The following is a 24,949-nucleotide window of genomic DNA, read 5'->3' on the forward strand; positions in this document are numbered from 1 at the left end:
GGCTTTTAGTTTAGAAAACTCTTATTCAACTCTATAGGTTAACCTTAGTAGTAAGATCACTATACTCTAGTATTAAGAGTCAAGTAGTACATTACCATACTCTCTACGCAAGTCGTTTTTTACCATCTTGCCAGCACCATTCAATACGATGTTATCGACAAATATGACTTTATCCGGTATTTGCCAACTCGCAACGCGGCCATTATAAAACTCTAGAATTTGTGCTTCCTCAACACTAGAGCCCTGCTCTTTTACTACAATCAATACTGGACGCTCACCCCATCGGGCATGTTTGGCAGCAATAGCGGCAGCCATCTTAACTTGTGGATGTTCTACAGCGATATTTTCCAGCTCTACAGAGGATATCCACTCACCGCCCGACTTGATTAAGTCCTTAGCTCGGTCACGGATATTCATATAACCATCAGCATCAATAGTAGCAATATCACCAGTATCGAACCAGCCATCTTCGGTAACAGCCTCTGGATTTTCAGTGAAGTAATCACTAATTACCCAATGTCCACGAGCTTGCAAGTTACCTTGAGAATGCCCATCCTCAGCGACTACTTGCTCTGGATTCTCAGTGTCCATCAAGCGTATTTGTATTCCATAGGGAGGACGCCCTTGCGATTCGCGCACCCTATTCACCTCACTATCACTAAGGGATTTATGCTTAGCCTTTATCTGGTTCATAGTGCCAAGAGGGCTAGTTTCGGTCATGCCCCAACCGTGAATAGCGTCACAATTGAAATCCTCTCGGAAAGTCTTAATCACTGATGGTGGGCAAGCTGCGCCGCCGACAATAGTTCGAGTCATACTATCGAGTTTGCTACCCCTATTCTTGGCAGCTGCCAGTAAGCTTTGCCAGATCGTTGGTACTCCTAGAGCCACTGTCACTTTATAATCATCAATCAAAGACACTAAACTGTCGCCATCTAGATTAGGCCCAGGCAGTATTAAAGAGCAGCCGGTGAGCGCTGCAGCATAGGGAGTTCCCCAAGCATTAACATGGAACATGGGCACAACTGGTAGCAATACATCTTGAGCAGATAGTGCTGAGACATCAGGCATACACAAAGCTATAGCGTGCAATACTGAGGAGCGATGGGTGTATAAGATGCCTTTAGGATTACCAGTAGTCCCTGAGGTATAGCATAGCGAGCTTGCCGTAGTTTCATCGAATTGTGGCCAATCAAACTCAGCGGCACTCTGCTCTAATAGCTCATCAAAAAATAAGGTCTCAGGCAATTGTGCTACCACTTTATCATCGCGAGCCCCTAAACATATAAAATACTTAATGCCTTTGAGACTGTCTTTAATAGCCATAATCAGCGGCAAAAATGTAATATCAAAGAGGAGAGCTTGGTCATCGGCGTCATTGACAATGTAGCTGAGCTGCTCGGGGAACAAGCGTGGATTGATAGTATGACAGATCATGCCACTACCAGAGATAGCATACCAAGCCTCTAAATGGCGGCGGTTATTCCAAGCCAAAGTAGCTATTCGATCTGCCGGTTTTAGGCCTAATGCCGCCAAGCCATTTGCCATCCGCTTTGCGTTGTTAGAAACCGTGAGCCAATCACTATGAGTTACCGTGCCATCGACCTCTTTGGATAATACAGCGGTATCACCATGATACTGAGCCGCATGCTCAATCAAACCACTAAGCAGCAACGGCTGATACATCATCTTTCCTAACATATACCTATCCTTATATTGATTTTATAACGCTCATCCATGGGCATCCTTAGGTGGATTAACTCATACCTAAGATAATCAGTATACGGCATCAGCTTAGCTAACTGTAGCGATAACGTCTGAGTTTATGTTGCTATTTTTAGGCACTTATTGTGTTGATAAGTTTTGATATCGCTGACGATATTGTCTAGGTGACATATCATAAGCCCGTTTAAAGGCTTGACTAAAAGTTGAGTTTGAAGAGTAGCCGACTAGGGTGCCGATTTGGCCAATATTATAGTAAGGTAAGCGTAGATGGTGGGCGGCAATACGTAGTCGATATTGAATCAAATAAGTCAATGGTGGTACACCAACCTTATCTTTAAAGCGCTGAGTAAAGCTTGAACGCGACATCCCAACTGCTTTGGCAAGCTCGCAAGTAGTCCAGCTATAATTCGGTTTACCATGCATCATAGCTAGGGCTTTGGCTAAGTAAGGATGTCTGATGGCGGCCAACCAGCTATCTGTAGTCTCTGATAAGGTTTCAATATAAGTACGCAGACACTCAACCATAACCATGCTCGCCCAAAGGTTGACCATCGCTAACTGACCTAAACGCTCAGGTTCGGACTCTAGTGTTAATAATATAAATGCTTGATCAAGTGCTCTAAATTGGATCTTGGAGATAGTACCTTGTTCAGGCAAAATAGCTGGCAATACTGCTAATAGCGGTTGAATAGTCTGTTGATCGTACTGGCATTCCACTAATAAAAAACGTGCCTTTTCAGTACTGTTTTTAGCACTATCTTTAGTACTATCAATAACGCCTTTATCATAATCAGATAGAAATTCATCCAGCACTTTAGTAGTGTTAGTCTGATGACCTAGTGTATGACAAACATGACCCTTAGCATGCGGAAGCATGACAATATCACCGGCATATACTTGACGTGAGCTATCTGCTGTATTAATAAAAAAGCTACCAGACTCAACTAAGTATAGACACAGCGTTTGTTCATTAATTATTGAATACCCCCAATCACCCGCAATGTGCAAATGATAATATTTAGTTTGGCTTAAGTGTTGAGCTTGCTGTAGCAACGTACTAAGCGCATCCATTCTAACCATCCTATAATTACTGACCAATTAGCTAATGATAAATAAACTACTAAAAAATAAGCTGTCACTCGCTTGTAAGTATTCAAATACGACTACTTACTACGGTTTCTCCCAACAATAGTATTTATATTTTTATGTATTTCCTATATTTTATTAGTCATAGTCCAATATTTTATATTTGTATTGCTCCATATTATTAATATCGCTATATTATATTGAGTTGTTTGTTTATGATACTCTTAACTATCAATTAAATATTATTAATCATTAAGACTAACATTAATAGGTTGAAGCTTTTATTGAAACATAAAGTAAAACTTATCTGGAGTTTTTATGTTAAAGGGTGAACTGACTGGAAGTCTTCTAACTCGTACTCTATTAGAAAAAAGTGATACACCAGTATGGTGTGCTGTGGCTGATAGTAGCGATGAAGAGGCTATGCAAGATTTGACCGATAATGATTTTACCGCTCTTATTAGCTCATGCGATGAATATAGTTTCTTTAGTACTAGTGGTATACAGTGGTTGTGTGCGGTGCCAATTAAAATAGTGATGATTACAGAAACTTGAGTCGGTTTACTTCTCAAGCTGTGATGACTAAGTATTAGGCCGAAAAACTCGGTTGAAAACTAAGTAAAAACTGAGTAAAAAACTAATTGCTTAGTTAAAAATGATGGGGTTAAGAACAAGACGACAGAGATAGTCGCAAGTAATATTCTAAACCATAAGACTTAGCCGTTGCATTGATAACAAGCATTGGTTTTATGGTTTAGGTTATCTTAAAAGGTGCGACTATCAACTATCAACTATCAACTATCAACTATCGATTTTAAGCCCCTGCCCATTTCACTGTATTCTAAAATGAGCTAGTAGCAATATACCGATAACTTAAGTCACCACTAGACGCATTAACTGAGTACTGATATAACCACCAAAAGTACCCATAGCATAACCAAGAATACCTAAAAATACTCCGACAGGTGCCAATGACGGATGAAAGGCAGTAGCCACAATTGGCGCTGACGAGGCGCCACCAGTATTAGCATTGGAACCAACAGCTAAAAAGAAAAACGGCGCACGGATAATTCTAGCAACAATAAAAATAATAATCACATGGATAGTCATCCATACTAAGCCGATCAGTAGTAATCTCCATTGCGAGACTATGCCCGCCAAATTAATCTGCATACCAATAGCAGCAATTAACACAAATATGAACACTGTGCCTATTTTAGAGGCGCCCACGTGGTCGAGCCTACGAATCTTAGTAAAAGAGAATATAACGCCTATTATAGTAATGATCACTACCATCCAAAAGAACGAGCTGGCAAAGCTGTATTGTACCGCCCAACTATAAGGCGCGAAAAACTCAGCAATCTGCCCACCGATGAAATGCGCAACCCCTACCATTGCAAAACATAAGCCAAACAGCACCATCAAGTCATTCAAGGTTGCCGGTCGCTCATTATCGCGCTCATAGCTTTCGACCGCCTGAATGACTCTTTCAATGCTGCTAGTATCCGCCTTCAACAGTCGATCTATTTTATCGCTATGCTTTGCGAGCACTAAGATAATCAATAACCACAGTGAAGCGTTGGTAGTATCTACCAAAATCATCATGCCAAACAGATCGTCGCTGACCCCGAACAGCTCTTTCATCGCGGCTTGATTAGCAGCACCCCCTATCCAACTGCCCGCTACGGCTGAAAAGCCACGCCATAGCGTATCGTCGGTAAACATCTCAGGCGACACCCACTTAGCCAAACCCAAGCTTATAGGTCCACTAATAATGATAGCGACTGTTGCCGCCATAAACATAGCAATAGCTTTCCAACCAAGACCCAATATCTTTGGTACATCCATGGATAGGGTCATCAGTAGTAAACTAGCGGGCAGTAAATAAGTCGCCGTAAAACCATAAATCTGTGAGCCTATGCCGTCAGCAAAAACCCCCAGACTATTCAACGTTGCCGGTATGAAGCAGCACAGAACAATACCTGGCAACAGCGCATAAAAACGTCGCCAAAACTTACCAGGTAATCCTTGGGTATAAAACACTAAGCCAATAATGGCCATGATAATGCCAAAGGCAACCGGCAAGCTGTCTATCTGTAAAGCAGTAAATGATGATGACGAAATCATGAACATCTTGGCATTCCATATGCAAGCTAAATAAAAGGGACAAAGGCTAATAAAGGCTAATAAAGGCTAATAAAGGCTGGCAGTATAATCAAGGTTAAACTTAGGTGCAAGGAGCTACTACTAGTCGATAAAGTATTTTTTAACTATAGCTGTTTATTACAAAACAGCGCAAAACGACTTCTAGTCACTGAAATTTAAAACCAAAAAAAGCCAGATAATAATTATCTGGCTTTTTTGACTCACTTTAAAGATTATTTAACAGCTGAAATATTATCAGTTGCTAAACAGCCGTTAATTAAGAGTTTTTGTTACGGTTGCTGCCTGCAGGACGACCTTGGCCGGCGCTACCTGCACCTGAACGGCTAGCTGGACGACCTTGGCTACCGCTTGGACGACCACGACCAGTTGCAGCGCGTTCGCCACGTGGGGCGCTAGTGCCGTCAGTACGTTTGCCTTGATAAGGTTTGCCGCCAAAGCGATCATTAGGCTTACCTGATGCATCACGTGGCTTACCTTGATAACCGCTGTCATTGCTGGCACGTTGACCAGTAGCGCTGCTGCTATCGCTTGAACGACCACGGCCTTGAGGACTGCTGCCACTAGGCTTACCTGCATAACCACCGCCAGCTGGACGACCACGGCCTTGACCATTACCGCCGCCTGCTGAACGACCACGACCACGGCCACGACCATTACCTTTATTTTCGGTTGGTACATAAGTCTTTTTAGGCTCTAAGCCTTCAATGACTGATGCTTCCATTTTGCGGTTAAGATAGCGATTGATAGCATTTAATTGTGGACGATCATCCATGCTACATAAGCTGATAGCTACACCACTACGGCCAGCACGACCACAACGACCGATACGATGGACGTAATCTTCAGTTTGGCGTGGTAAGTCATAGTTAATAACGTGTGATAGTGCTGGAACGTCAAGACCACGAGCAGCGACATCAGTTGCTACTAAGATTTTGCATTTGCCGTTACGTAAGTCTTGCACGATACGGTTACGCTTGCTTTGTGGCAAATCACCATGTAAGAAGCTAGCTTTGTGACCATCTTCTTGTAGCTGTTTGGCTAGCTTTTCAGTGCTACGTTTAGTAGCTGCGAAGATGATTACTTGATCAACGTCTTGCTGACAAACGATTTTGTCTAAGATTTTGTTTTTATGATTAAAGTCATCACAGTAATACACTGTCTCATCGATGTGAGCAGATTCAACTTTGATAGCAACGCGTTCAGGGTTAGTAGTAAAGGTAGCGGCGATTTTGCCAACAGGACCATCCCAAGTTGCAGAACACATAATAGTCTGACGATTAGTAGGAGCTGCGCGTAAGATGTCACTGATATCATCAGCAAAACCCATATCAAGCATACGATCCGCTTCGTCAAGTACTAGTACTTCAAGGTTTGACAAGTCAACGCGACCAGCATTGATATGGTCAAGTAGACGACCAGGAGTCGCAACGATAACTTGTACACCCTTTTTTAGAGCAGTAATCTGACCGTTATAAGGAGCGCCACCAACTAAAGGTACACAAAATAGACCACGCATATCTTTAGAATAAGTACGTACGCTATCATGTACTTGCTGAGCAAGCTCACGTGTTGGCGTTAGGATAAGAGCTTTAGTAAGTTTGTCAAAGCTAGTAGCACGGCTCAAGCGATCAAGTACTGGGATCACGAATGCAGCTGTTTTACCACTACCTGTTTGCGCAGATAATAGTAAGTCACGACCTTCTAGAGCAAAAGGAATAGCTTGTGCTTGAATAGGAGTTGGGTTGGTGTAACCACTACGCTCAAGTGCCGCAAGAATTGGCTTGGCAATGTTAAGGTCAGCAAAAGTGGTTTGGTTTTCTTCAGAATTGGCTTCAGAGGCAGCTTCAGAAGTGCTAGCATCAGTAGCTTGTGCAGTAGTATCTGTAGTTGCCGTATCTTGGGCAGTAGTGTCTTCGATAATACCGTTTTGTGCAGCGATTGTAGATAAGATGTCAGTCATGAGAATCCTTGGTAGAGTAAGCCGCTGCAAATTCAGCGAACTTGATGCATACCACTGATAACCGTTCATCATATAGAGTGTTTATTGAAAATAATCAATAAAGGCTCTATATGGCGTCTGACGTATTTTGGTGGTAGTGCCGAGTGTCTTATCCTTGCTTGTCACAGTCAAACTACAGTAGCTTTATCCAAAGCAAGTAGTAGCAAATAACAATCAATTTAATCCATCACATAGGATTAGTAGATAAGATATGAGTCAGAAATAACCCTAGTACTAAAGCAGTATTAAAGCGTTATTTAAGTACACAAAATCATCGGCAACAATTACTCTTGGTCATCCCAGACCCAAAATCGTAGGCGATGTTATCAATCTCATAATTCACGTCAACCTAAGCTAACGTGGCGACGTAGTATAGCATAATAAATACATTATGCTTATATATTTTAACTTTTTAGTTAAAGGTAGTGGTTAAACCGTAAAGCTTAGCTCAATAATAGTGTTTTAACTTCTAGTGTTTTTTAGCAACTATCTTGCAAAGTGCGTCAGCAAAGTACTGCTTTGCCCCTCTGCCATACCAGATTGATTGCCCGTAGCGAGGACAGAAAACCTTTTAACGTTTCACTTGCGATACTAAAGTGGGTAGCCACCAAGCACCACCCTCAGCTATCAAACGACAAAGACCCGTAGTACCTTCCTTACTTTTAGCAAAGCCTTTCCCAGTCCATACCCATTCAGTAATAGCCAAACAGTCTCCGATACCACGCCCCTTTTGTACTGAACTGATAATACCTTTTTCATCGTAAGCAGTAGCAGAGGTAGTGACTAGTTTTGGATTGTAAGGTTGGCGATCATTCATGACCCACATGCCATCCCCAGTGTTGTAAGCGCCTGACCAGCAGTTATGTTGCGCTAATAATTGAGTGCTGTTTAGACGTTTAACCTTCCATGGGTTCTTGTTATATAGCCTTGGGCAGTCATTGCTTAGATCTTTGATCGTGCCTTTCATGATATCACTCAATTGCGAGGACTTAAGGCTAAAGCTTTTATTACTATTGGCATCGGCAACTGCATTAGGAAGCACTAAGTTTAGCTGCGGGGCATCTACAGCTGCTAACACATTACTGTTGGGCTTATTAGGTTTTGGATTAAGCAAGGCGCTGGGTGTGCCGACTCGCCCTTGTGCTTCATCAGCTTTTAGCATGATGGCTGTAGCCCCATGATCTGATACTTGCCAGCGTGAGTTACGCACTACTAGCTCAATCTTGCTAGATTTAGTAAGGGAGTCTAATAAGGTTTTGACTTGACTACTAGAAAGAGCTGCATAGCCAGCTCCTAATGATGAAGACGTGGTCTCCCCTAAGTCTTTGCCATCAATAAATAGTGACACCCGATGACGATTACCTAATTCTAACAGCGCTTTATTAGAGCCGTTTTTGTCACCACCGAGCTTAATATCGCCCGTTATTTCAGCTCTATTACCCGCTTGACGAGTCAATAATATAGACGCTGGAAAGTCACTAGTGAAATCAGTTTGATAGCCCGCCATACGACAAGTGCGAGTATTATCACAAACCAGTTGCCAATCTTGGTTAATTAACTCTACAGGGGTGGCAGCTATGCTACTTAGGGGACTAATCATGATAGTGCCGATGGCAGCTAGTAACTTCAGACTAAGGTTACGCCATCTAGTGTTAGACTGCTGAATAATAGGGTCGATAGTTAGCATCACTGGCCTCGCAATTAGACTAAATAGGGTCAGCTTGTTATAACTACTGACTTTCTCATAAGGTTAGGTACTCATCTTAACTTATCTATGTTTCTATCTGTTATATCTATGTTTCATCATGTAATTATTGAAGCATTTAGGCAAATTTACTTAGGATAATCAATATTACGCCGCTCTTAGAACTAGTGGTTACTCTAACAAACGAATAAAGGCCAATAGAACGGTATATTGTCTATTGGCCTCGAGATAATTACTGGTTGGTAATTGGTTCTAGTGGTTAGTTTATGGCTCAATAACCATTAAACATAACTAGTTATTTGCTAGCTATTTGCTAGTTATAGTTCATTGATAGCCTTAGTTTATCAGCCACTAGAGTTTAAAGATAAACCTTTGCCTTAACTAATAGGCTGTAGCTCTAAGTCCACTGCGCGTTTGACCGCAGGACGATCCGCTATGGTTTGCGCCCATCGCTGTAGGTTTTTGTAGTCAGCTACTTGTAGGAATTCAGCGGCATCATAGAGCTTGCCGAGCGCTAACTGACCATACCAAGCCCAAATGATAATATCTGCAATATTATAATCTGACTCATCATCGCCACACATATAAGTGCTAGTTGCTAAATGTTGGTCTAGAACATCTAGCTGACGCTTAGTTTCCATAGTGAAACGGTTAATAGGATATTCCATTGGCTCTGGCGCATAAGCATAAAAATGTCCAAAACCGCCTCCTAAGTAGGGACCACTACCCATCTGCCACATTAGCCAAGACAAACACTTAGCTCGTGCTGCAGCCTGCTGCTTATCACTTTGTAGCGGTACAAACCTCTCAAACTTCTCCGCTAAGTACAATAGGATAGAGCCTGATTCAAATAGAGCTATAGGCTGACCTTGCTCATCAGTTACAGAGTGATCGACTAAGGCTGGAATCTTAGAGTTAGGGTTTATGGCGACAAAATCAGAGCCAAACTGATCGCCTGCAGAGATGTCTATTTTATAAGCATCATAGGCCGCTTGTTTTATACCCAACTCGCTAAGCTCTTCTAACAGAATATTTACTTTAACTCCATTAGGGGTGTTCAATGAGTACAATTGCAACGGCGCGTCGCCTACTGGTAGCTTTTGCTGATGACGTGATCCGGCCGTCGGACTATTAGTGCTAGCGAACTTGCCACCATTTTCTTTATCATTAGTCCAGATTTTAGCGGGCATATAAGCGGCCTCTTGAGTAGTACTAGTTTGCTGGTTATCGTTACTCATAAAAAATCCTATTATTTGTATCGTTATATTATATATATCGTTGTTAACGGCTGGGGTTTATTAAGCCGGTTTATTACAGTTAGCTGTTGGGCTGAGATTGTATTTATAATGAAAGCTTAAGAGAACATGTATACCGTAAAAGCTAGCTATCGGCAAAAATCTAAATAATCAATGCCCTACTATAGCGAGTGCTGGTCTCAGCAATAAAGTGCGCTGATGTAAGTAGTGTAGGTGTTTCTAAACGATAGCCCAGTGGCGCTTTACTAAACTGTGATTTGACAGTGGTATTTAGCACGACAGCAAACAGTTACTTTGCTCATCTTTAATTACTGCAGAGTTGTTCTTATACTACAGAATATTTTATAAATCTCTTCTAAATAGACTGCGCGAAAGCTTGTATGCTGCCGCTGCGGTGGTGATATTAATATGGTGACGCTAAGCGCAACACAAAGTAAATATCTGCCCTATGTGTTAGCGGTGGCATTATTTATGCAGATTTTGGATGCAACTATCCTAAATACCGCCTTGCCACAAATGGCACAAGCACTGGGCGAGTCACCGTTGAAGATGCAATGGGCAGTCATCAGCTATGCTTTAACTTTGGCGATATTTATTCCTATTAGTGGCTTTTTAGCGGACAAATATGGCACTCGACGAGTATTCTTATCGGCTATTATCGTATTCTGTATTGGCTCTATACTCTGTGCTACTGCCCCTAATTTAGATTTTTTGATTGGCGCACGTATCGTACAAGCTATTGGTGGAGCGATGATGACGCCAGTTGCACGCTTAATCCTAGTCAAGTCCTACCCTCGTAATAAACTACTAACTGTTATGAACTTTGCGGTTATTCCCGCTTTAATCGCTCCATTGGTCGGTCCCTTGCTTGGCGGTTATATAGTGCAATACGCCAGCTGGCATTGGATATTTTTGATCAATGTGCCGATGGGTGTGGTTGGTTTTATTTTAGGCAAAAACTTGGTGCCAGCGCTATTTGAGGAAACTGAGGGTTTAGACTGGCGAGGCTTTGTGCTATTTGCTTTAGCTGCTTGTGGTCTGACCTTGGCAGTAGAGCTTGGTTCACAAGCTGGGCGTGGGTTTTATGGGTTGCTATTAGTACTTGGTGCAGGCTTATTCCTAACGGGCTATATATGGCATGCCAAGCGCTATCAGCAGCCATTATTTCCTTTAAGTTTATTCAGTATTCGTACCTTTCGGATTGGCATCGTCGGCAACTTATTTACTCGCTTTGGTATTAGTGCGGTACCGTTTTTATTACCCTTATTATTACAAGTAGTATTTAAGTATTCACCTTCGCAGGCAGGATGGCTATTAGCGCCTATTGCTGTTGGTGCTATCGGGGTTAAGCCCTTTGTCAGTAAGATTATCCAACGTTATAGCTATCGCAAAGTATTAGTCTACAATACCTCGCTATTAGGCCTACTAATTATTGTTTTGGCACAGTTTGGAGACGCTTCACAATGGCCTTGGTTCATTCCGGTACTGACAGTGATGGGTGCTTGCAACTCTATGCAATTTAGTGCGATGAATACTATCACTATCGGCGATTTACAAGGTCAGCAAATCAGTAGCGGTAATAGTCTTATGGCGGTCAATCAGCAGTTGGCAATCAGTTTCGGTATTGCCAGCGGTGCAGCGCTACTGAACTTGCTACGTGAGCGTTTACAACTCGATATTTTGACGGCGTTTCAGATCACTTATTGGATACTAGGTATCGTGACCATAGTCTCAGGGCTACATTTTTTACGTCTGAAACCTGAAGATGGTCGCGGGCTCTATTAAAGGTTAAAGGTTATAAAAAAAAGCCAGTATCAGAGCTGAGGCTGATACTGGCTTTTTTGACTGGATAAGCATATAGATATGAGCAATTAACTCTAGCTAGAGCCGCCCTTGCAGACGCTAGAGTCTATATAGCGCCTTTTATCTATGGCGTATCATCATCGATTTGTGACTGAATATAGTTCTGTATGCCGATACTAGTAATCAGATCTTTTTGAGTATCTAACCAGTCATCATATTCTTCGTTACCATCTTTGAGCTTGACTAGTAGCTGGCGAGAAACATAATCTTTATGCTCTTCACATAGGCTGACCGCCTCAGTGATGATATCGAACTTTTGCTGCTCTAGACGCAAGTTACAGTCAATCATCTCAGCCACATCTTCAGCGATAAACATCTTACCTAAATCTTGTAGATTAGGCAGACCACCTAATAATAATATACGACTAATCAGCTCGTCAGACCACTTCATCTCAGCGATAGACTGCTTATAAAAATTGTCATTTAGGGATTCAAGTCCCCAGTGCCGAGCGATACGAGCATGCAAAAAGTATTGATTGATAGCAATCAATGACTGCCCTAATACTTTATTCATTGCACGAATAACTTCTTTATCGCCTCTCATTCTGTCTCTCCTTACTAATTATCAGCCAATTACTAGCTATCTTGGTATCTACTAGGACCGTTATCTATCAAACCTCAACTAAACTAGATTTGGTGGTACTTCAGCCATTTGGCTCTGTAGATAATTAGGCAGGCCAATCATATCGATAAGACGCAATTGCTGCTCAAGCCAATGAGCATGGTCTTCTTCAGTATCTTTTAGCTGCTCAACTAACATATCACGGGTCACATAGTCGCGCTCTTGTTCACAGATAGCGATACCTTCTTTGAGATGTTGTTGTACTTGATACTCAAGGTTAAGATCAAGTTGTAGCATTTCAGGAACAGTTTTGCCAATATGAATAGCGTTGACACTCATATTCGGTGTGCCGCTAAGCATTAGAATACGGCGAATGATAGCTTGGGCGTGCAGGGTCTCATCTGCCATCTCGTGATGAATACGATCATATAATTTACCATAGTGCCATTCAGCATACATCTCAGAATGGATAAAGTATTGGTCACGAGCCGCTAACTCTCCCCCAATTAAAAAGTTTAAATAATCAATAACTTTTTGGCTGCCTATCATAACGTTGCTCCCCTGTCATATTATATATCTTAGCTCAATATAGTAACACATAGACGCTGTCAGAGGCGTAGCGCTAGCGAACTAAGAATAAGATGTCAGTTGGCAATGATAACTAATTCTATATTCCATACTATAGACTGTATATTCTATACATAGTACTGCATTTATAATGTTTATGAAGTATGCTTTTAGCCATAAAATAACCGCCCAACTCAGGATGAGTAAAAGGCGGCATAGGCAATACTATTTTTGGGGCTAATATCTAATACAGTTATTTACAGATCGGGTTAGCTATAATCAAACCGCGTAGGCTAAAACATCCAGCTTAGAGTGGTGCGCTTCTAAATAATCATTAACCATAGGCTCGCAGCATCCACAACAAGTAGCTACATCTAGCGCGTCTTTTAGACCATCAAGGGTATTAATACCAGAGGCAATGGCCACTTGGACTTGTTTTTCTTTTACGCTATTACAGATACATACGTACATGGATTTTCCCCTACATTATCCTGACTTATTGTTTATTGATATCCCAATAAGTTTATAATAACGATAACTATTACTATTTACAATAGCTTTTAGCTAATTGAATCAGCACGGTGTTTATGATTGATTATTTAAATGAAATCAACTATCGCCCTCTACAATCAATACTAACTCTAAATCGTTGCCACCATTCGCTACCTATTATTAAGATGATGTGTTACTAATATTCTTTTATGTGAGAATAGAAGGTTTTTAGTCGATGAAAGGTAACAATAATATGATGAATGGTAATAAATTTGCTAAAATTGCGAAACTTAATAATAATTGGCTGCAGAATTTGCTATATTAGGTGGCCTATTAACCGTTGCAACTGCTTACACTGCCCATTGATGCTCTTTTGAGCTCAAAAGTAGTCAATATATCGTTTATTACCATGACGATTGATGCCCCTATTTACTAGATATATAGTTGCTAATCCCTCAATGACTTGCCAGTTCAATTATCGATTGTCGGGTTGATTTGTAATGGTTATGGCAACTAAAATGAAACGCATATGCAGGTTGAAAAATACATTTGGAGATACTCTATGTCTGACAATAACTTTACGGTACAACCTACTGAGTTGACCATACAACCTATTGAGTTGTTTAAAGTACTGTCTGATCCTACTCGCTTGAAACTATTCCAAATCTTGTTCCAAAAACAGGCTCGTTGTGTTGGTGAATTAGTCGAGATGCTTGAGCAGCCACAGCCAACGATATCAAGACACTTAAACCATCTCAAAAAACTGGGTATCTTAAATGCCGTTCGAGAAGGTACTTGGATGTGGTATGAGATGTCTGATGACTTGCCTGATTGGTGTCAAAATATATTACAGACCACTTATCAAGCGTTATCAGAACAACAAGATATCATGAGTGACCAATAGCTATCTATTTGTTGTGATGGCAGCTAACAAAAAAGACCTAATAGATTAGGTCTTTTTTGTTAGGAATCAGGTTGTGCTCGATAGTTTTTATTAACAGTTTCTATTAAAGACTACCGTTAAACATAGTTTAAATTATACTATGTCTAGGAAGTCGCTGACAAAGGCGTTAGTAGGGTTATGAATCAGCTCTTCTGAGGTGCCTACTTGCTCAACACGGCCATGATTCATAACTACAATTTCATCGGACACCGCACGGGCCTCTTCTTGATCATGAGTAACCATAATGCTAGTAATTCCTAGCTCGTGATGAATATTCTTCAGCCAACTACGCAGCTCTTTACGCACTTTGGCATCGAGCGCGCCAAACGGCTCATCCAATAGCAACAACTTAGGTTTTACAGCTAAGGCACGTGCTAGAGCAATACGTTGACGTTGACCGCCAGACAATTGATGTGGATAGGCATTGGCCACTTGCGGCAGTTGTACTAACTCCAACAGCTCCGCTACTCGCTTGTTAATATCTGCCTTATTAGGTCGCTCAGCTTTTGGCAGTAGTGTCAGCCCAAAGGCGACGTTATCAGCGATATTTTTATGACGAAATAATGCATAATGCTGAAACATAAAGCCGATATTACGCTTTTGTACTGGGGTATTAGTCACCTCAAGCTCATCGAATAATATCTGTCCAGAGTCGGCGTATTCAAGTCCAGCAATAATACGTAGCAAAGTCGTTTTACCACAGCCTGAAGGACCTAATAGCGTGGTTAGCTTGCCCGTAGGCACAGTGATATTAATGTCGTTTAGCGCATTGAAGTCACCAAAGCTTTTATTCACATTTCTAATTTCAATACTCATGTTTCAATACTCATATCGGTTGCTATTCTTAGGTTTGTTAAGTCATAGTCTTTAGTCATGCCTGCCACTCATTTATACGGGTAGCTCACTAGGCCGTTAACTACTGCTGGGAGTCAGTAGGACTCTTTAAATCAATGGTCGCATTGGCGCTTACTGGTAGCTCAGGCGCACTAACTAAACGCTCAGATTTAGCAAATTTACGATCTTGCAGGTTGGTCATGACTTGCTGAACTAATAGCGTCACTAAGGCTAAGGCTGCCAATATGCTGGACAAAGCAAAAGCGGCAGTAAAGTTATAATCATTATAAGCAATCTCTACCAACAGCGGCATAGTGTTAGTCTCACCGCGGATGTGACCAGATACTACACTCACCGCACCAAACTCACCCATAGCTCGCGCATTAGTCAAAATCAACCCATATAACAAGGCCCACTTAATATTAGGTAAGGTAATATGCCAGAATGTCTGCCAACCGCTAGCGCCTAGTGTCAAAGCGGCTTGTTCCTCAGAATCACCTTGAGATTGCATCAAAGGTATCAGCTCACGTGCTACAAAGGGAAAAGTGACGAATAAAGTGGCTAAAATAATCCCAGGCACCGCAAAAATAACTTGGAACCCCATGCCTTCGAGCCAGCCGCCGATAGGAGAGTTAAGACCGAATAGCAAGATAAACATTAGCCCTGCAACTACTGGTGACACTGAAAAGGGTAAATCAAGTAAAGTGGTGACTAGCTGCTTACCTTTAAATTGGTAACGAGTGACTAACCAAGCAATTGCCACCCCCATCACCATATTAATCGGTACTACAATAGCCGCAGTAATTAAGGTCAGCTTAATAGCTTGTAAGGCTTCAGGCTCTACAAGAGAAGCAATATACAATGCCCAACCATTTTTAAGGGCTTCGTAGAACACCGCAAGTAGCGGAAAAACCAACATGATAATCATAAATAAGACAGCAATAGTAATAAATAGACGTCTAATCCATGGCGTATCTTTGGTCGCAGGATTGCTTTGATAATCGTAGCTATTGGCTATTTGCATCTTAGCGAGCTCCTACGCGGCGTGACAGTTTCCACTGCACTATATTGATCGTTAATAAGATAACAAAGGAGATGAGCAGCATAAATAACGCTACTGCCGATGCACCTTGAATATCAAATTGCTCAAGCTTACTGATGATAATAATAGGTAAAATCTCAGATTCCATCGGTATATTACCGGCAATAAAAATAACAGAACCGTACTCACCAGTAGCCCGGGCAAACATCATACCTGCACCCATTAATAATGCTGGCAACAGCTCCGGTAATATTACTTTTTGAAAAGTTTCAAAGCGGTTGGCACCTAGTACCGCAGCAGCCTCTTCAAACTCAACTGACAACTCTGCTAGTACCGGCTGTACAGCGCGGACAATGAATGGAAAGCTCACCACAACTAGCGCTAGCCATATCCCTATCGGCGTGAATGCCACTTGAATACCAACTTTATCGAACCATTGACCAATAAGACCATTTGGTGCATAAAGCGTAGCAAGGGAGATACCGGTAACGGCAGTCGGGAGCGCAAAGGGTAGATCCACTAAAGCGTTGATTAAAGATTTGCCCCAGAACTCATAACGTACTAATACCCACGCCACTAAAGTACCGAATACCATATTGGTTAACATGGCTAAAAACGACATCCATAAACTTAGCTTAATAGCGGCGGCGACTTGCGGCTGACTAATAGTTGACCAAAAACCCGTCCAACCCATCTGAGTGGTGGTATAAGCCATCATCGCAAAGGGTAATACCACCAATAACGATAGGCTAAACACTGTGATGCCCATGCTCAGCCCAAAACCTGGCAGCACATTGCGTTGGCGCAGACGTGTCAGCCAGCCCCTTTTGTGACTAGGTTTGTTGGCCGAAGATCTAGTTGCACTCATAGTAATGTCCTGTTGCCTATCTGATGGTACTTATTGTCAACACCATGTATATCAAGTTTATTATTAGTATGCTTACGGTATAAAGGACATAGCGCGAGTGGCCATGTCCTTTAGGGGGTTTATTCTATTTTTGCAGCAATGCTGTTTTTAGAATAAGACTATTGACCGGCTGTTTAAAATCTACTGCGGGGCGTTCACCGCTAACTTATCAAACACACCGCCGTCACTAAAGAAAGTACCCATAATCTCATCCCATGAGCCAAAGGTATCATTTGGACGGAAAGTTTCGATTGCTGGCAATTTATCACCGTTTTTATCTAGCACGCTTTTAACACTTGGACGTAAGTAAAGATCGGCAGCTAATTGCTGAGCCGGCTCGCTCCATAAATAGTCAAGATAAGCTTTTGCGGCAGCAGTAGTGCCTTTTTTATCAGTCACACTGTTAACGATAGCAACGGGGCTTTCTGACTTGATAGAGTATTTAGGATAAATGATGTCTACTTTGCCTACGCCAAATTGAGTAGCGGCAAGGTTGGCTTCATTCTCAAAAGTGACTAATACATCACCAATACCACGTTGAACAAAGGTAGTAGTAGCCGCACGACCCCCACTTTCATAAACTTTTACGTTTTTGAGCATGTCTTTAACGTAGCTCTTAGTTTTGGCTTCATCCTTATTAAAAGCATGCAGACCATAACCATAAGCGCCTAAGAAAGCATAGCGACCATTACCAGTGACTTTTGGATTGGCCATTACAATTTCGACACCCGGTTTAGTCAAATCTTCCCAATCCTTGATGTTTTTTGGATTGTCTTTACGCACTAAGAAGACGATAGTACTAGTAAAAGGAACGGCATTATCAGGAAACTGCCCTTCCCAATCACTAGCTACTAAGCCTTTTTGCTCAAGTAACTCAATATCTGAACCTTGATTCATAGTAGCGACATCTGCTTGTAGTCCATTAGCAACTGACAAGGCTTGCTTGCTTGAACCCCCATGAGACTGGTTGACAGTGATATTTACATCTGGGTTTTCAGCTTTATAGTGTTCGATAAACAAAGGGTTATAGTCTTTATAAAAGTCACGTGCTACATCATAAGAGACGTTTAACAGCTCAATATTTTGAGTCGCAGTTGACGCGCCATCAGTCTTGGCAGCCGTATCGACTTTATCATTATTGCTACAGCCAGCAAGTCCGAGGCTAAGCGCTACACCTGCAATACTTAAGGTGCTCAGGGTCTTTTTTTTGTGCTGATAGCTTGCTGTATTAGATGTCATAACGGCCTCAAAGATGTTTGTTAAGTAATGCAGGTATGCTACCAGCGTCAGCTTATTATCTTTAATGATGAATATGCGTATGTTTCTGCCAAAATGGAATATCAAAGTGTCTTTATGCGCTCCTGAGTGCATAGAGGGACTCAGGTCGTCATTACACTTATCTATTCCATCGGTAGTACTGTAGCTGTTTGACTAGAGATCAATTGAGACTAATCGTTATTTTTTTGGTTGCACGGCTAGCTTATCAAACAGCGCACCATCTACAAAAAACTTATCCATGATGCTATCCCATTCACCAAAAACTTCAACGGGCTCAAAGGTTTGAATGTTTTGTAAGGTACCTGCATGAGCAGCTAAAATCTTTTTATCGCTAGGTCGCAAATACATCTTAGCCATTAATTCTTGAGCAGGTTTATCCCAAAGCGCTTTCAGATAAGTGGTTGCTGCTTTAGTGGAACCCTTTTTGTCAGTCACAGCACTGACCACAGCAACAGGATTATGGATAGTAATTGAGTAGCTAGGATAAATAACCTCAACTTGACCTTTGGCATGCTGCGTTGCTACCAAATGCGCCTCATTTTCAGTAGTGATTAGCACATCACCGAGACCACGCTGAGTAAAGCTAGTAGTTGCTGCGCGCGCGCCATTGTCATAAGTAACCACATTTCCCAACACTTTTTTCATAAAGTCGTCGGTCTTTTGCGGTTGATTGACTGGCTCCTTAAATTGATGCAATGCGGCGCCATAAGCCCCTAAAAAGGCATATCTAGCGGTGCCACTAGTCTTAGGGTTGGGCATAACAACTTCGACATCAGATCTTGCTAAATCCTGCCAGTCTTTGATCTGCTTTGGATTGCCTTTACGAACCAGCAGTATCATAGTAGTCGTATAAGGGACCGCATTATCAGGGAAAGCTTGGCGCCAATCGGCCTTAACTAAGCCTTTCTCAACCAGCATATTCATATCACTCTCTTGATTCAAGGTCACTACATCAGCCTGCAAACCATTGGCAACCGATAGTGCCTGCTTACTAGCGCCACCATGCGATTGCTTGATATCAACAGTACTATCTGGGAACTGAGCCTTATAAGCACTAGTAAATAGAGGGTTATATTCCTTATAAAAGTCGCGTGATACATCGTAAGAGACGTTGAGTAAGCTGATATCTTGGTTTTTATCTGCCGTAGCATTAGTCTCACTTGCCGCCTTATCGTCTTTGGCACCTTGAGTCTGGTTACAGCCGGTAACGAGCACTGCCATTGTCAGTGCTCCACTTGCCATCAGTATGCGCGGTAAAATACTGCTCTGATTAGATTTTAAAGATTTATTAGCATGGCTTAATACGTTAAGCGCTTTAATGGCAGATTGCATGGTCATTCTCTATAAGTTAGATTTATGTTGTAAATTCATTGAACTGTTTTTATTAAAATTATTACTAGAGGATAAATTAAAAGATACACATACAGGACAAGGCGTAATGACGCTATGAGCCATAGAAGCTATGCTAGCAGCTTGTCTGCATTACTCTTAGTGACAAAAATGCGTATCAATTTATTAACTTGGCATAAGGATACTGTTAGATATCCTTCATTATTCTAGTTTGTATAGTCGTTATTCAATAAGCTGATAAACTAGCTCTCAGATAGCTTATAATGAAGGCTATGGCTTGATAATTGTCTTGAATAAGCTTGATTAATAGCAAAGTTTAACCAGCGCTTGTTAACGACTGTATTTAATGAAGGGGTTATAACTATTCATCTTTAATCAATCAGCATCACAACTAAGTTTTATAGCTACCTTCCACCACTTACAGACGAGCTATTCTTACGTTTAGCAGGGCATTTATATGATCAAAACTCTATCGTTAGCTTCATCATTATCTTCATCAGTCATTGGGCTTATTTTGGCTGCTACTGCTCTCACTGCATTAAGCGCTTGTAATAATGTCTCTGCCACTCTGCAAAGTACCGCAACCTCTACTACCGTCAAGCCAGCTATGCAGTCTGCTGCGCAAGCCCAAACCACCCTGTCTCCAGCGGTGCAAGTGGCACTAGGTGATTATGTTTCTGCAGGCTATGCCCAACGAGCCCAAGGGTACGACTGGGTTGCGGTGATGATAAGCGCCAATGGTAGCGAAGCAATCAATATAAAGGTACGTGCCCGTACCGATATTAAGCAGGCGAGCTGTAGCTATGAAGGCCAAGCTACTTTGATGGGTCAGGACAATGCTCATGGCATTATTTTCCAGACTATAGCTAATGACAGCCTGGTTTTTTTGCAGTTTAAAGACGGGCAGCTTACTATTGATAGTGAGGATAAACGGGCACTCAATTACTTCTGCTCAGGGGGCGCTACTTTAGCCGGTGATTATCAAAAGCTTACTGGGAGTTTGGCCGTTAGCTAACTTATAGCTAGGCAAATCTATAACCAAAAAAAGGTGTCAAACGTTAAGTCTGACACCTTTTTTATGCTTTAGGCTGTAATAAGTTTCGTTAAATTATAACGCAGAAGCCCCTACTAGCTTAACTTCAGTACGTTCCTCACGGGCAATACTGGCATAGTAGCTACGTAAAATATCCAACACTTCAGGGCGGCTGAAGTTATCAGGTACTTCTTCATCTTCTGATAACGCTTTACGCAGTTTGGTCCCTGATACTTTGACATGTTGGCTTGCATCATGCGGACAAGTTTTACTTGAGGCCATCGCCCCACAAGCGTTACACCAAAACGTCCAATCAATCTTTAATGGCTGGGTTAATAAGTCGTCTTTTTCTAACTTCTCAAAGATGGTTTGCGCATCAAAAGCCCCGTAATAATCGCCAACACCAGCATGGTCACGACCAACGATTAGATGACTACAGCCATAGTTTTGGCGAAAGAGCGCATGTAATAAAGCTTCACGTGGCCCAGCATAGCGCATATCTAGTGGATAGCCGGCCTGGATAACGGTATCCGCTTTAAAATAGTTGTCAATCAAAGCCTTGATCGCCTCTTGACGTACTTCAGCTGGAATATCACCGGGCTTAAGCGCTCCTAACAGCGAATGCACTAATACCCCATCACAAATCTCAATGGCAATCTTAGCTAAATACTCATGCGAGCGATGCATAGGGTTACGAGTTTGGAAGGCTGCAACCGTTTTCCAGCCTTTATCGGTAAGGAGTTGGCGGGTTTGCTCAGGGGTTTTATAGGTTTCAGGATATAGCGTTGGAAACTCACCTTCACTCAACACCTCAACTTGACCGGCGATATTAACTTCATCTTGGCTAAGCACTTGCTGTACACCCGGATGCTCACTATCAGTAGTCGTAAAGACTTGCTGGCACTCATGCAGCTTATCAATAGTATAAGTTTCTTCTACTGTTAACAGGCCCATAATCTCGCCATCCTCCGCCACTAGCGCCACTTTATCGCCGTTGTTCAGAGTATCAGCGATTGTTTTTGGCGCAGACAAGGTAATAGGAATAGGCCAAAACAGGCCAGCATTAGCTCCTGTTTGCAAGCGCATATTATCGACTACACCTTGCCAATCGGCTTGATTCATAAAGCCATCAAGGGGAGTAAAACCGCCAATACCTAGCATGATCAAGTCACCACGCTCACGTGAGCTGAGGGTTATCTGTGGCAAAGTGCTGGCCAGTTGTAGCGCTTGAGTGCGAGCATCACCAGTTAATAATAAAGGCTTTAACTCGCTACTGCCATGCGGGGGTACTAGATTGGGATGCTGCACTGCGGTTGCTGTTTGCGAATTTTGAGCGGCTGTAGGCTGTGTCATAGTAGTCTTTAGAACCTTAAATTGGATGGCAATTATAATAATAGTAGGGATAGCACTGAAGATAAAACTAACCACAGCATCTCAAACAGCGCTATTGGGCGACTATAAAAGCTGGCTAGTGATCAATAATTGCTCAGATGATGCTATTGGCTATAGAAGATGTACATAGGCTACCTAATTTTCGTTATGAAAATTTATGCTGTGTTTTACTATGGATATGACTTAAAGGAATTTATAATTTGAGTCGTAAGCTTATATGATGTGAAGCTAAGTTAATTTGACACCCTATTGAAGACGCACTTATCTAGTTTTTGCTGATGCTGTTTTTTTGGATTAGCTACTTTTTAATTCAGCTACTTTGGATTAGCTACTTTTGAAGTAGCTATTTAGCAAATTTTATACCCTTATAAAGCCATTACTGCTAAAGCCTGCATTCATAAACTTATTGTCTGTAAAGCTTGTATCGATTGCACACTGCCTTTTATTCTAAAATTCGAAATTGAGAGTACGTCATGTATCAATATAATTATGCTGATCAAGCTTTGGTTGAGGAACGGGTTGCCCAATTTCGCGACCAGACTCAACGCTTCTTAAAAGGTGAGCTGCCAGAAGAGCAGTTTTTGCCACTGCGTTTGCAGAATGGCCTCTATATTCAGCGCTATGCACCTATGCTGCGTATCGCCATTCCTTATGGTCTGCTTGCAAGCTATCAATTGCGCAAATTGGCAGAAATCACTCGTAAATATGACAAAGGCTATGGCCACTTCACCACTCGTACTAATATCCAGCTTAACTGGCCAAAACTAGAAGATGTACCCGATATTTTAGCTGAGCTTGCGACCGTACAGATGCACGCCATTCAGACTTCTGGCAACTGTATTCGCAATACCACTACGGACCCTTACGCTGGTATTCATCAAGCAGAAATTGCTGATCCGCGTCCCTATTGCGAAATTATCCGTCAGTGGTCGACCTTTCATCCTGAATTTGCTTTCTTACCCCGCAAGTTTAAGATTGCGGTTATCGGTACTGAGAATGACCGTGCTGCTACCCAAGTTCATGATGTTGGCTTACATGTGAAAACCAATGACGCCGGCGAGATTGGCTTTGAAGTGATAGTTGGCGGTGGTTTGGGTCGTACGCCAGTGATTGGTAAAGTGATCAATGAGTTCTTACCACGTGAGCATCTACTGAGCTATCTAGACGCTATTTTGCGGGTCTATAACTTGCACGGTCGCCGTGATAATAAATATAAAGCTCGTATCAAGATATTAGTAGAGAGCATGGGTGGCCGAGAGTTTGCTAAGTTGGTCGATGCTGAATGGCAAGCCCATACTAAAGACGGTGCTTTAACATTGACAGCAGACAACTTCGCCACGGCTAGCAGCTTCTTTAGTGCGCCTGATTACGTAGCAATTGATGCGCTACAAGTACAGTCTGAGCTGCAAAAGCTACTGAGTGAAAATAAAGATTTTAGTAATTGGTACACCCAAAATACAGTCGCTCATAAAATAGGCGGCTATCGTGCGGTAGTGATCTCTCTAAAAGCCGGCTTAGTCGACGGTCGCTATGTGCCCTCCGGCGATGTCAGTGATACGCAGATGGATACCTTAGCTGACTTGTCTGACCAATATAGCTTTGGTGAGCTACGTGGCACGTATCAGCAAAATCTGGTATTCGCTGACGTACAAGTTAGTCACTTATATGAGTTATGGCAGCAGTTAGATAAGCTGCATTTAGCCCGTGCTAATATCAATACTTTAACCGATATGATTGTCTGCCCTGGCTGGGATTATTGCTCACTTGCCAATGCTACCACTCACAATATCGCTGAACAAATTGAAAAACAATTCAATGATCTTGACTACTTATATGACTTAGGTGATATACGTCTCAATATGTCGGGCTGTATGAACGCTTGTGCCCATCACCATGTTGGCGATATCGGTATCTTAGGGGTCGATAAAAAAGGCGAGCACTGGTATCAAATCAGCTTGGGCGGTAATTCTAGCGATGATGCCAAATTAGGTAAAATACTAGGTAAAGCGGTTCCAGCCTCTGACGTCGCTAGCACTCTACAGACTATTTTAGACGTTTATCTTGAGATACGTGCTAATAGTGACAACGAGGTTGAGGGCTTTGGCGAAGTGATTAATCGCGTAGGCATTGCCCCATTCAAGGAGAAGGTCTATGGGTAATCATCACATCTTCAACAACACTGGGGTCGATATTAGCGGCCAAGATCGCTGGCAAGCGCTAACTACCGCTGATCTGCCTGACGGTATTGCCTTGGCTCACGTGACTTTATTTGAGCTGCTGCACAAACAAGAAAAAATCGACGTATTAGTGCCACTGACTGACTTATTAGATAGCAAAGGTGCGCTGGCAGGTGGTCTACTGCATGAAGTTTATGAGTTGCTAGCGGATCATAGCAGTCGCCTAGGCATTTGGTTGACCTCCAATACGGATGCTGATGCATTAGCTGGATTGAGCGAGTTTTTATTGCAACAAGCCTTGATTGTCATTCATGTACCGCTGTTTGCTGATGGCCGTGATTTTAGTTTTGTACAAACTTTACGCCAACTAGGCTATCAAGGTGAGATTCGCATCGCTGGTGCCTTTGGCCGTGATCAAATTGCTTATCTATTACGAGTCGGCGTTGACAGCTTTGTATTAAGCGCGCATAACTTGAAATCAGATATAAGCCAAGCCTTTACTGCGCTGGCTAGTAGCTATGATGGTCAAAATGCAGCTGCCTTGCCTATGTTCGCTAATGGCTAGATTATTT

At 42.1% G+C, this 24,949-nt stretch carries 21 protein-coding genes; 6 read left to right on the forward strand and 15 right to left on the reverse strand.

The window, feature by feature from the left end:
* Positions 1-72: 72 nt before the first annotated feature.
* Entirely contained in the window at positions 73-1,701 is a 1,629-nt protein-coding gene (locus tag JMY09_RS02360) for a long-chain fatty acid--CoA ligase (RefSeq protein ID WP_201621990.1), read from the reverse strand.
* 144 nt (positions 1,702-1,845) lie between these two features.
* Positions 1,846-2,796: a helix-turn-helix domain-containing protein gene (locus JMY09_RS02365; RefSeq protein WP_201621991.1), complete on the reverse strand. Its 951-nt coding sequence runs from the start codon at positions 2,794-2,796 to the stop codon at positions 1,846-1,848.
* A gap of 333 nt (positions 2,797-3,129) precedes the next feature.
* Between JMY09_RS02365 and JMY09_RS02370 the strand changes: the two genes are divergently transcribed.
* Positions 3,130-3,366, forward strand: a complete 237-nt coding sequence (locus tag JMY09_RS02370; RefSeq protein ID WP_201621992.1) for a hypothetical protein — start codon at positions 3,130-3,132, stop codon at positions 3,364-3,366.
* 318 nt (positions 3,367-3,684) lie between these two features.
* Here JMY09_RS02370 and JMY09_RS02375 read toward each other — a convergent pair whose 3' ends face one another.
* The 4 genes from JMY09_RS02375 to yghU form a co-directional block, all read right to left on the reverse strand.
* Positions 3,685-4,944 carry a DUF819 family protein gene (locus JMY09_RS02375; protein WP_201621993.1) on the reverse strand — a complete coding sequence of 420 codons (1,260 nt, stop codon included), beginning with the start codon at positions 4,942-4,944 and terminating at the stop codon, positions 3,685-3,687.
* Positions 4,945-5,233: 289 nt separating this feature from the next.
* Entirely contained in the window at positions 5,234-6,937 is a 1,704-nt protein-coding gene (locus JMY09_RS02380) for a DEAD/DEAH box helicase (RefSeq protein ID WP_201621994.1), read from the reverse strand.
* 610 nt (positions 6,938-7,547) lie between these two features.
* Positions 7,548-8,663, reverse strand: coding sequence for a DUF1176 domain-containing protein (locus JMY09_RS02385; protein ID WP_201621995.1), 1,116 nt, complete (start codon positions 8,661-8,663; stop codon positions 7,548-7,550).
* Between the two features lie 395 nt (positions 8,664-9,058).
* Positions 9,059-9,919: a glutathione-dependent disulfide-bond oxidoreductase gene (gene yghU / locus JMY09_RS02390; protein WP_201621996.1), complete on the reverse strand. Its 861-nt coding sequence runs from the start codon at positions 9,917-9,919 to the stop codon at positions 9,059-9,061.
* A 426-nt stretch (positions 9,920-10,345) separates the two neighbouring features.
* Here yghU and JMY09_RS02395 point away from each other — a divergent pair, with 426 nt between their 5' ends.
* Positions 10,346-11,722, forward strand: a complete 1,377-nt coding sequence (locus tag JMY09_RS02395) for a DHA2 family efflux MFS transporter permease subunit (protein WP_201621997.1) — start codon at positions 10,346-10,348, stop codon at positions 11,720-11,722.
* Between the two features lie 142 nt (positions 11,723-11,864).
* On the opposite strand, the gene bfr (JMY09_RS02400) is transcribed toward JMY09_RS02395, so the two are convergent.
* The 3 genes from bfr (JMY09_RS02400) to JMY09_RS02410 form a co-directional block, all read right to left on the reverse strand.
* Complete coding sequence (bfr, locus tag JMY09_RS02400; RefSeq protein WP_201621998.1) at positions 11,865-12,344, reverse strand: bacterioferritin; 480 nt, start codon at positions 12,342-12,344, stop codon at positions 11,865-11,867.
* A 78-nt stretch (positions 12,345-12,422) separates the two neighbouring features.
* Entirely contained in the window at positions 12,423-12,911 is a 489-nt protein-coding gene (gene bfr, locus JMY09_RS02405; RefSeq protein ID WP_201621999.1) for a bacterioferritin, read from the reverse strand.
* A gap of 297 nt (positions 12,912-13,208) precedes the next feature.
* Positions 13,209-13,400, reverse strand: coding sequence for a (2Fe-2S)-binding protein (locus tag JMY09_RS02410; protein WP_201622000.1), 192 nt, complete (start codon positions 13,398-13,400; stop codon positions 13,209-13,211).
* Positions 13,401-13,983: 583 nt separating this feature from the next.
* On the opposite strand from JMY09_RS02410, the gene JMY09_RS02415 reads away from it, so the two are divergent.
* Entirely contained in the window at positions 13,984-14,325 is a 342-nt protein-coding gene (locus tag JMY09_RS02415) for an ArsR/SmtB family transcription factor (protein ID WP_201622001.1), read from the forward strand.
* A 132-nt stretch (positions 14,326-14,457) separates the two neighbouring features.
* On the opposite strand, the gene JMY09_RS02420 is transcribed toward JMY09_RS02415, so the two are convergent.
* The 5 genes from JMY09_RS02420 to JMY09_RS02440 form a co-directional block, all read right to left on the reverse strand.
* A complete protein-coding gene (locus tag JMY09_RS02420; RefSeq protein ID WP_201622002.1) occupies positions 14,458-15,180 on the reverse strand; it encodes a sulfate/molybdate ABC transporter ATP-binding protein in 723 nt (240 codons plus the stop codon).
* A 100-nt stretch (positions 15,181-15,280) separates the two neighbouring features.
* Positions 15,281-16,222, reverse strand: a complete 942-nt coding sequence (gene cysW, locus JMY09_RS02425; RefSeq protein WP_201622003.1) for a sulfate ABC transporter permease subunit CysW — start codon at positions 16,220-16,222, stop codon at positions 15,281-15,283.
* 1 nt (position 16,223) lies between these two features.
* On the reverse strand, positions 16,224-17,108 hold the full coding sequence (gene cysT, locus JMY09_RS02430; RefSeq protein ID WP_201622004.1) for a sulfate ABC transporter permease subunit CysT: 885 nt from the start codon (positions 17,106-17,108) through the stop codon (positions 16,224-16,226).
* 180 nt (positions 17,109-17,288) lie between these two features.
* On the reverse strand, positions 17,289-18,386 hold the full coding sequence (locus JMY09_RS02435; RefSeq protein ID WP_201622005.1) for a sulfate ABC transporter substrate-binding protein: 1,098 nt from the start codon (positions 18,384-18,386) through the stop codon (positions 17,289-17,291).
* Positions 18,387-18,602: 216 nt separating this feature from the next.
* On the reverse strand, positions 18,603-19,757 hold the full coding sequence (locus JMY09_RS02440) for a sulfate ABC transporter substrate-binding protein (RefSeq protein ID WP_201622006.1): 1,155 nt from the start codon (positions 19,755-19,757) through the stop codon (positions 18,603-18,605).
* Positions 19,758-20,232: 475 nt separating this feature from the next.
* Here JMY09_RS02440 and JMY09_RS02445 point away from each other — a divergent pair, with 475 nt between their 5' ends.
* Complete coding sequence (locus JMY09_RS02445) at positions 20,233-20,790, forward strand: hypothetical protein (protein WP_201622007.1); 558 nt, start codon at positions 20,233-20,235, stop codon at positions 20,788-20,790.
* 93 nt (positions 20,791-20,883) lie between these two features.
* On the opposite strand, the gene sat is transcribed toward JMY09_RS02445, so the two are convergent.
* The gene (gene sat, locus JMY09_RS02450; protein ID WP_201622008.1) at positions 20,884-22,161 is read right to left on the reverse strand and encodes a sulfate adenylyltransferase; all 1,278 of its coding nucleotides are present in this window, start codon (positions 22,159-22,161) and stop codon (positions 20,884-20,886) included.
* Positions 22,162-22,673: 512 nt separating this feature from the next.
* On the opposite strand from sat, the gene JMY09_RS02455 reads away from it, so the two are divergent.
* Entirely contained in the window at positions 22,674-24,359 is a 1,686-nt protein-coding gene (locus JMY09_RS02455) for a nitrite/sulfite reductase (protein WP_201622009.1), read from the forward strand.
* Positions 24,352-24,942: a DUF934 domain-containing protein gene (locus JMY09_RS02460; protein WP_201622010.1), complete on the forward strand. Its 591-nt coding sequence runs from the start codon at positions 24,352-24,354 to the stop codon at positions 24,940-24,942. Before JMY09_RS02455 ends, JMY09_RS02460 begins: the two co-directional genes overlap by 8 nt.
* Positions 24,943-24,949: the final 7 nt, after the last annotated feature.

This window comes from Psychrobacter urativorans, assembly GCF_904846695.1.
Classification (GTDB): Bacteria; Pseudomonadota; Gammaproteobacteria; order Pseudomonadales; family Moraxellaceae; genus Psychrobacter; species Psychrobacter urativorans.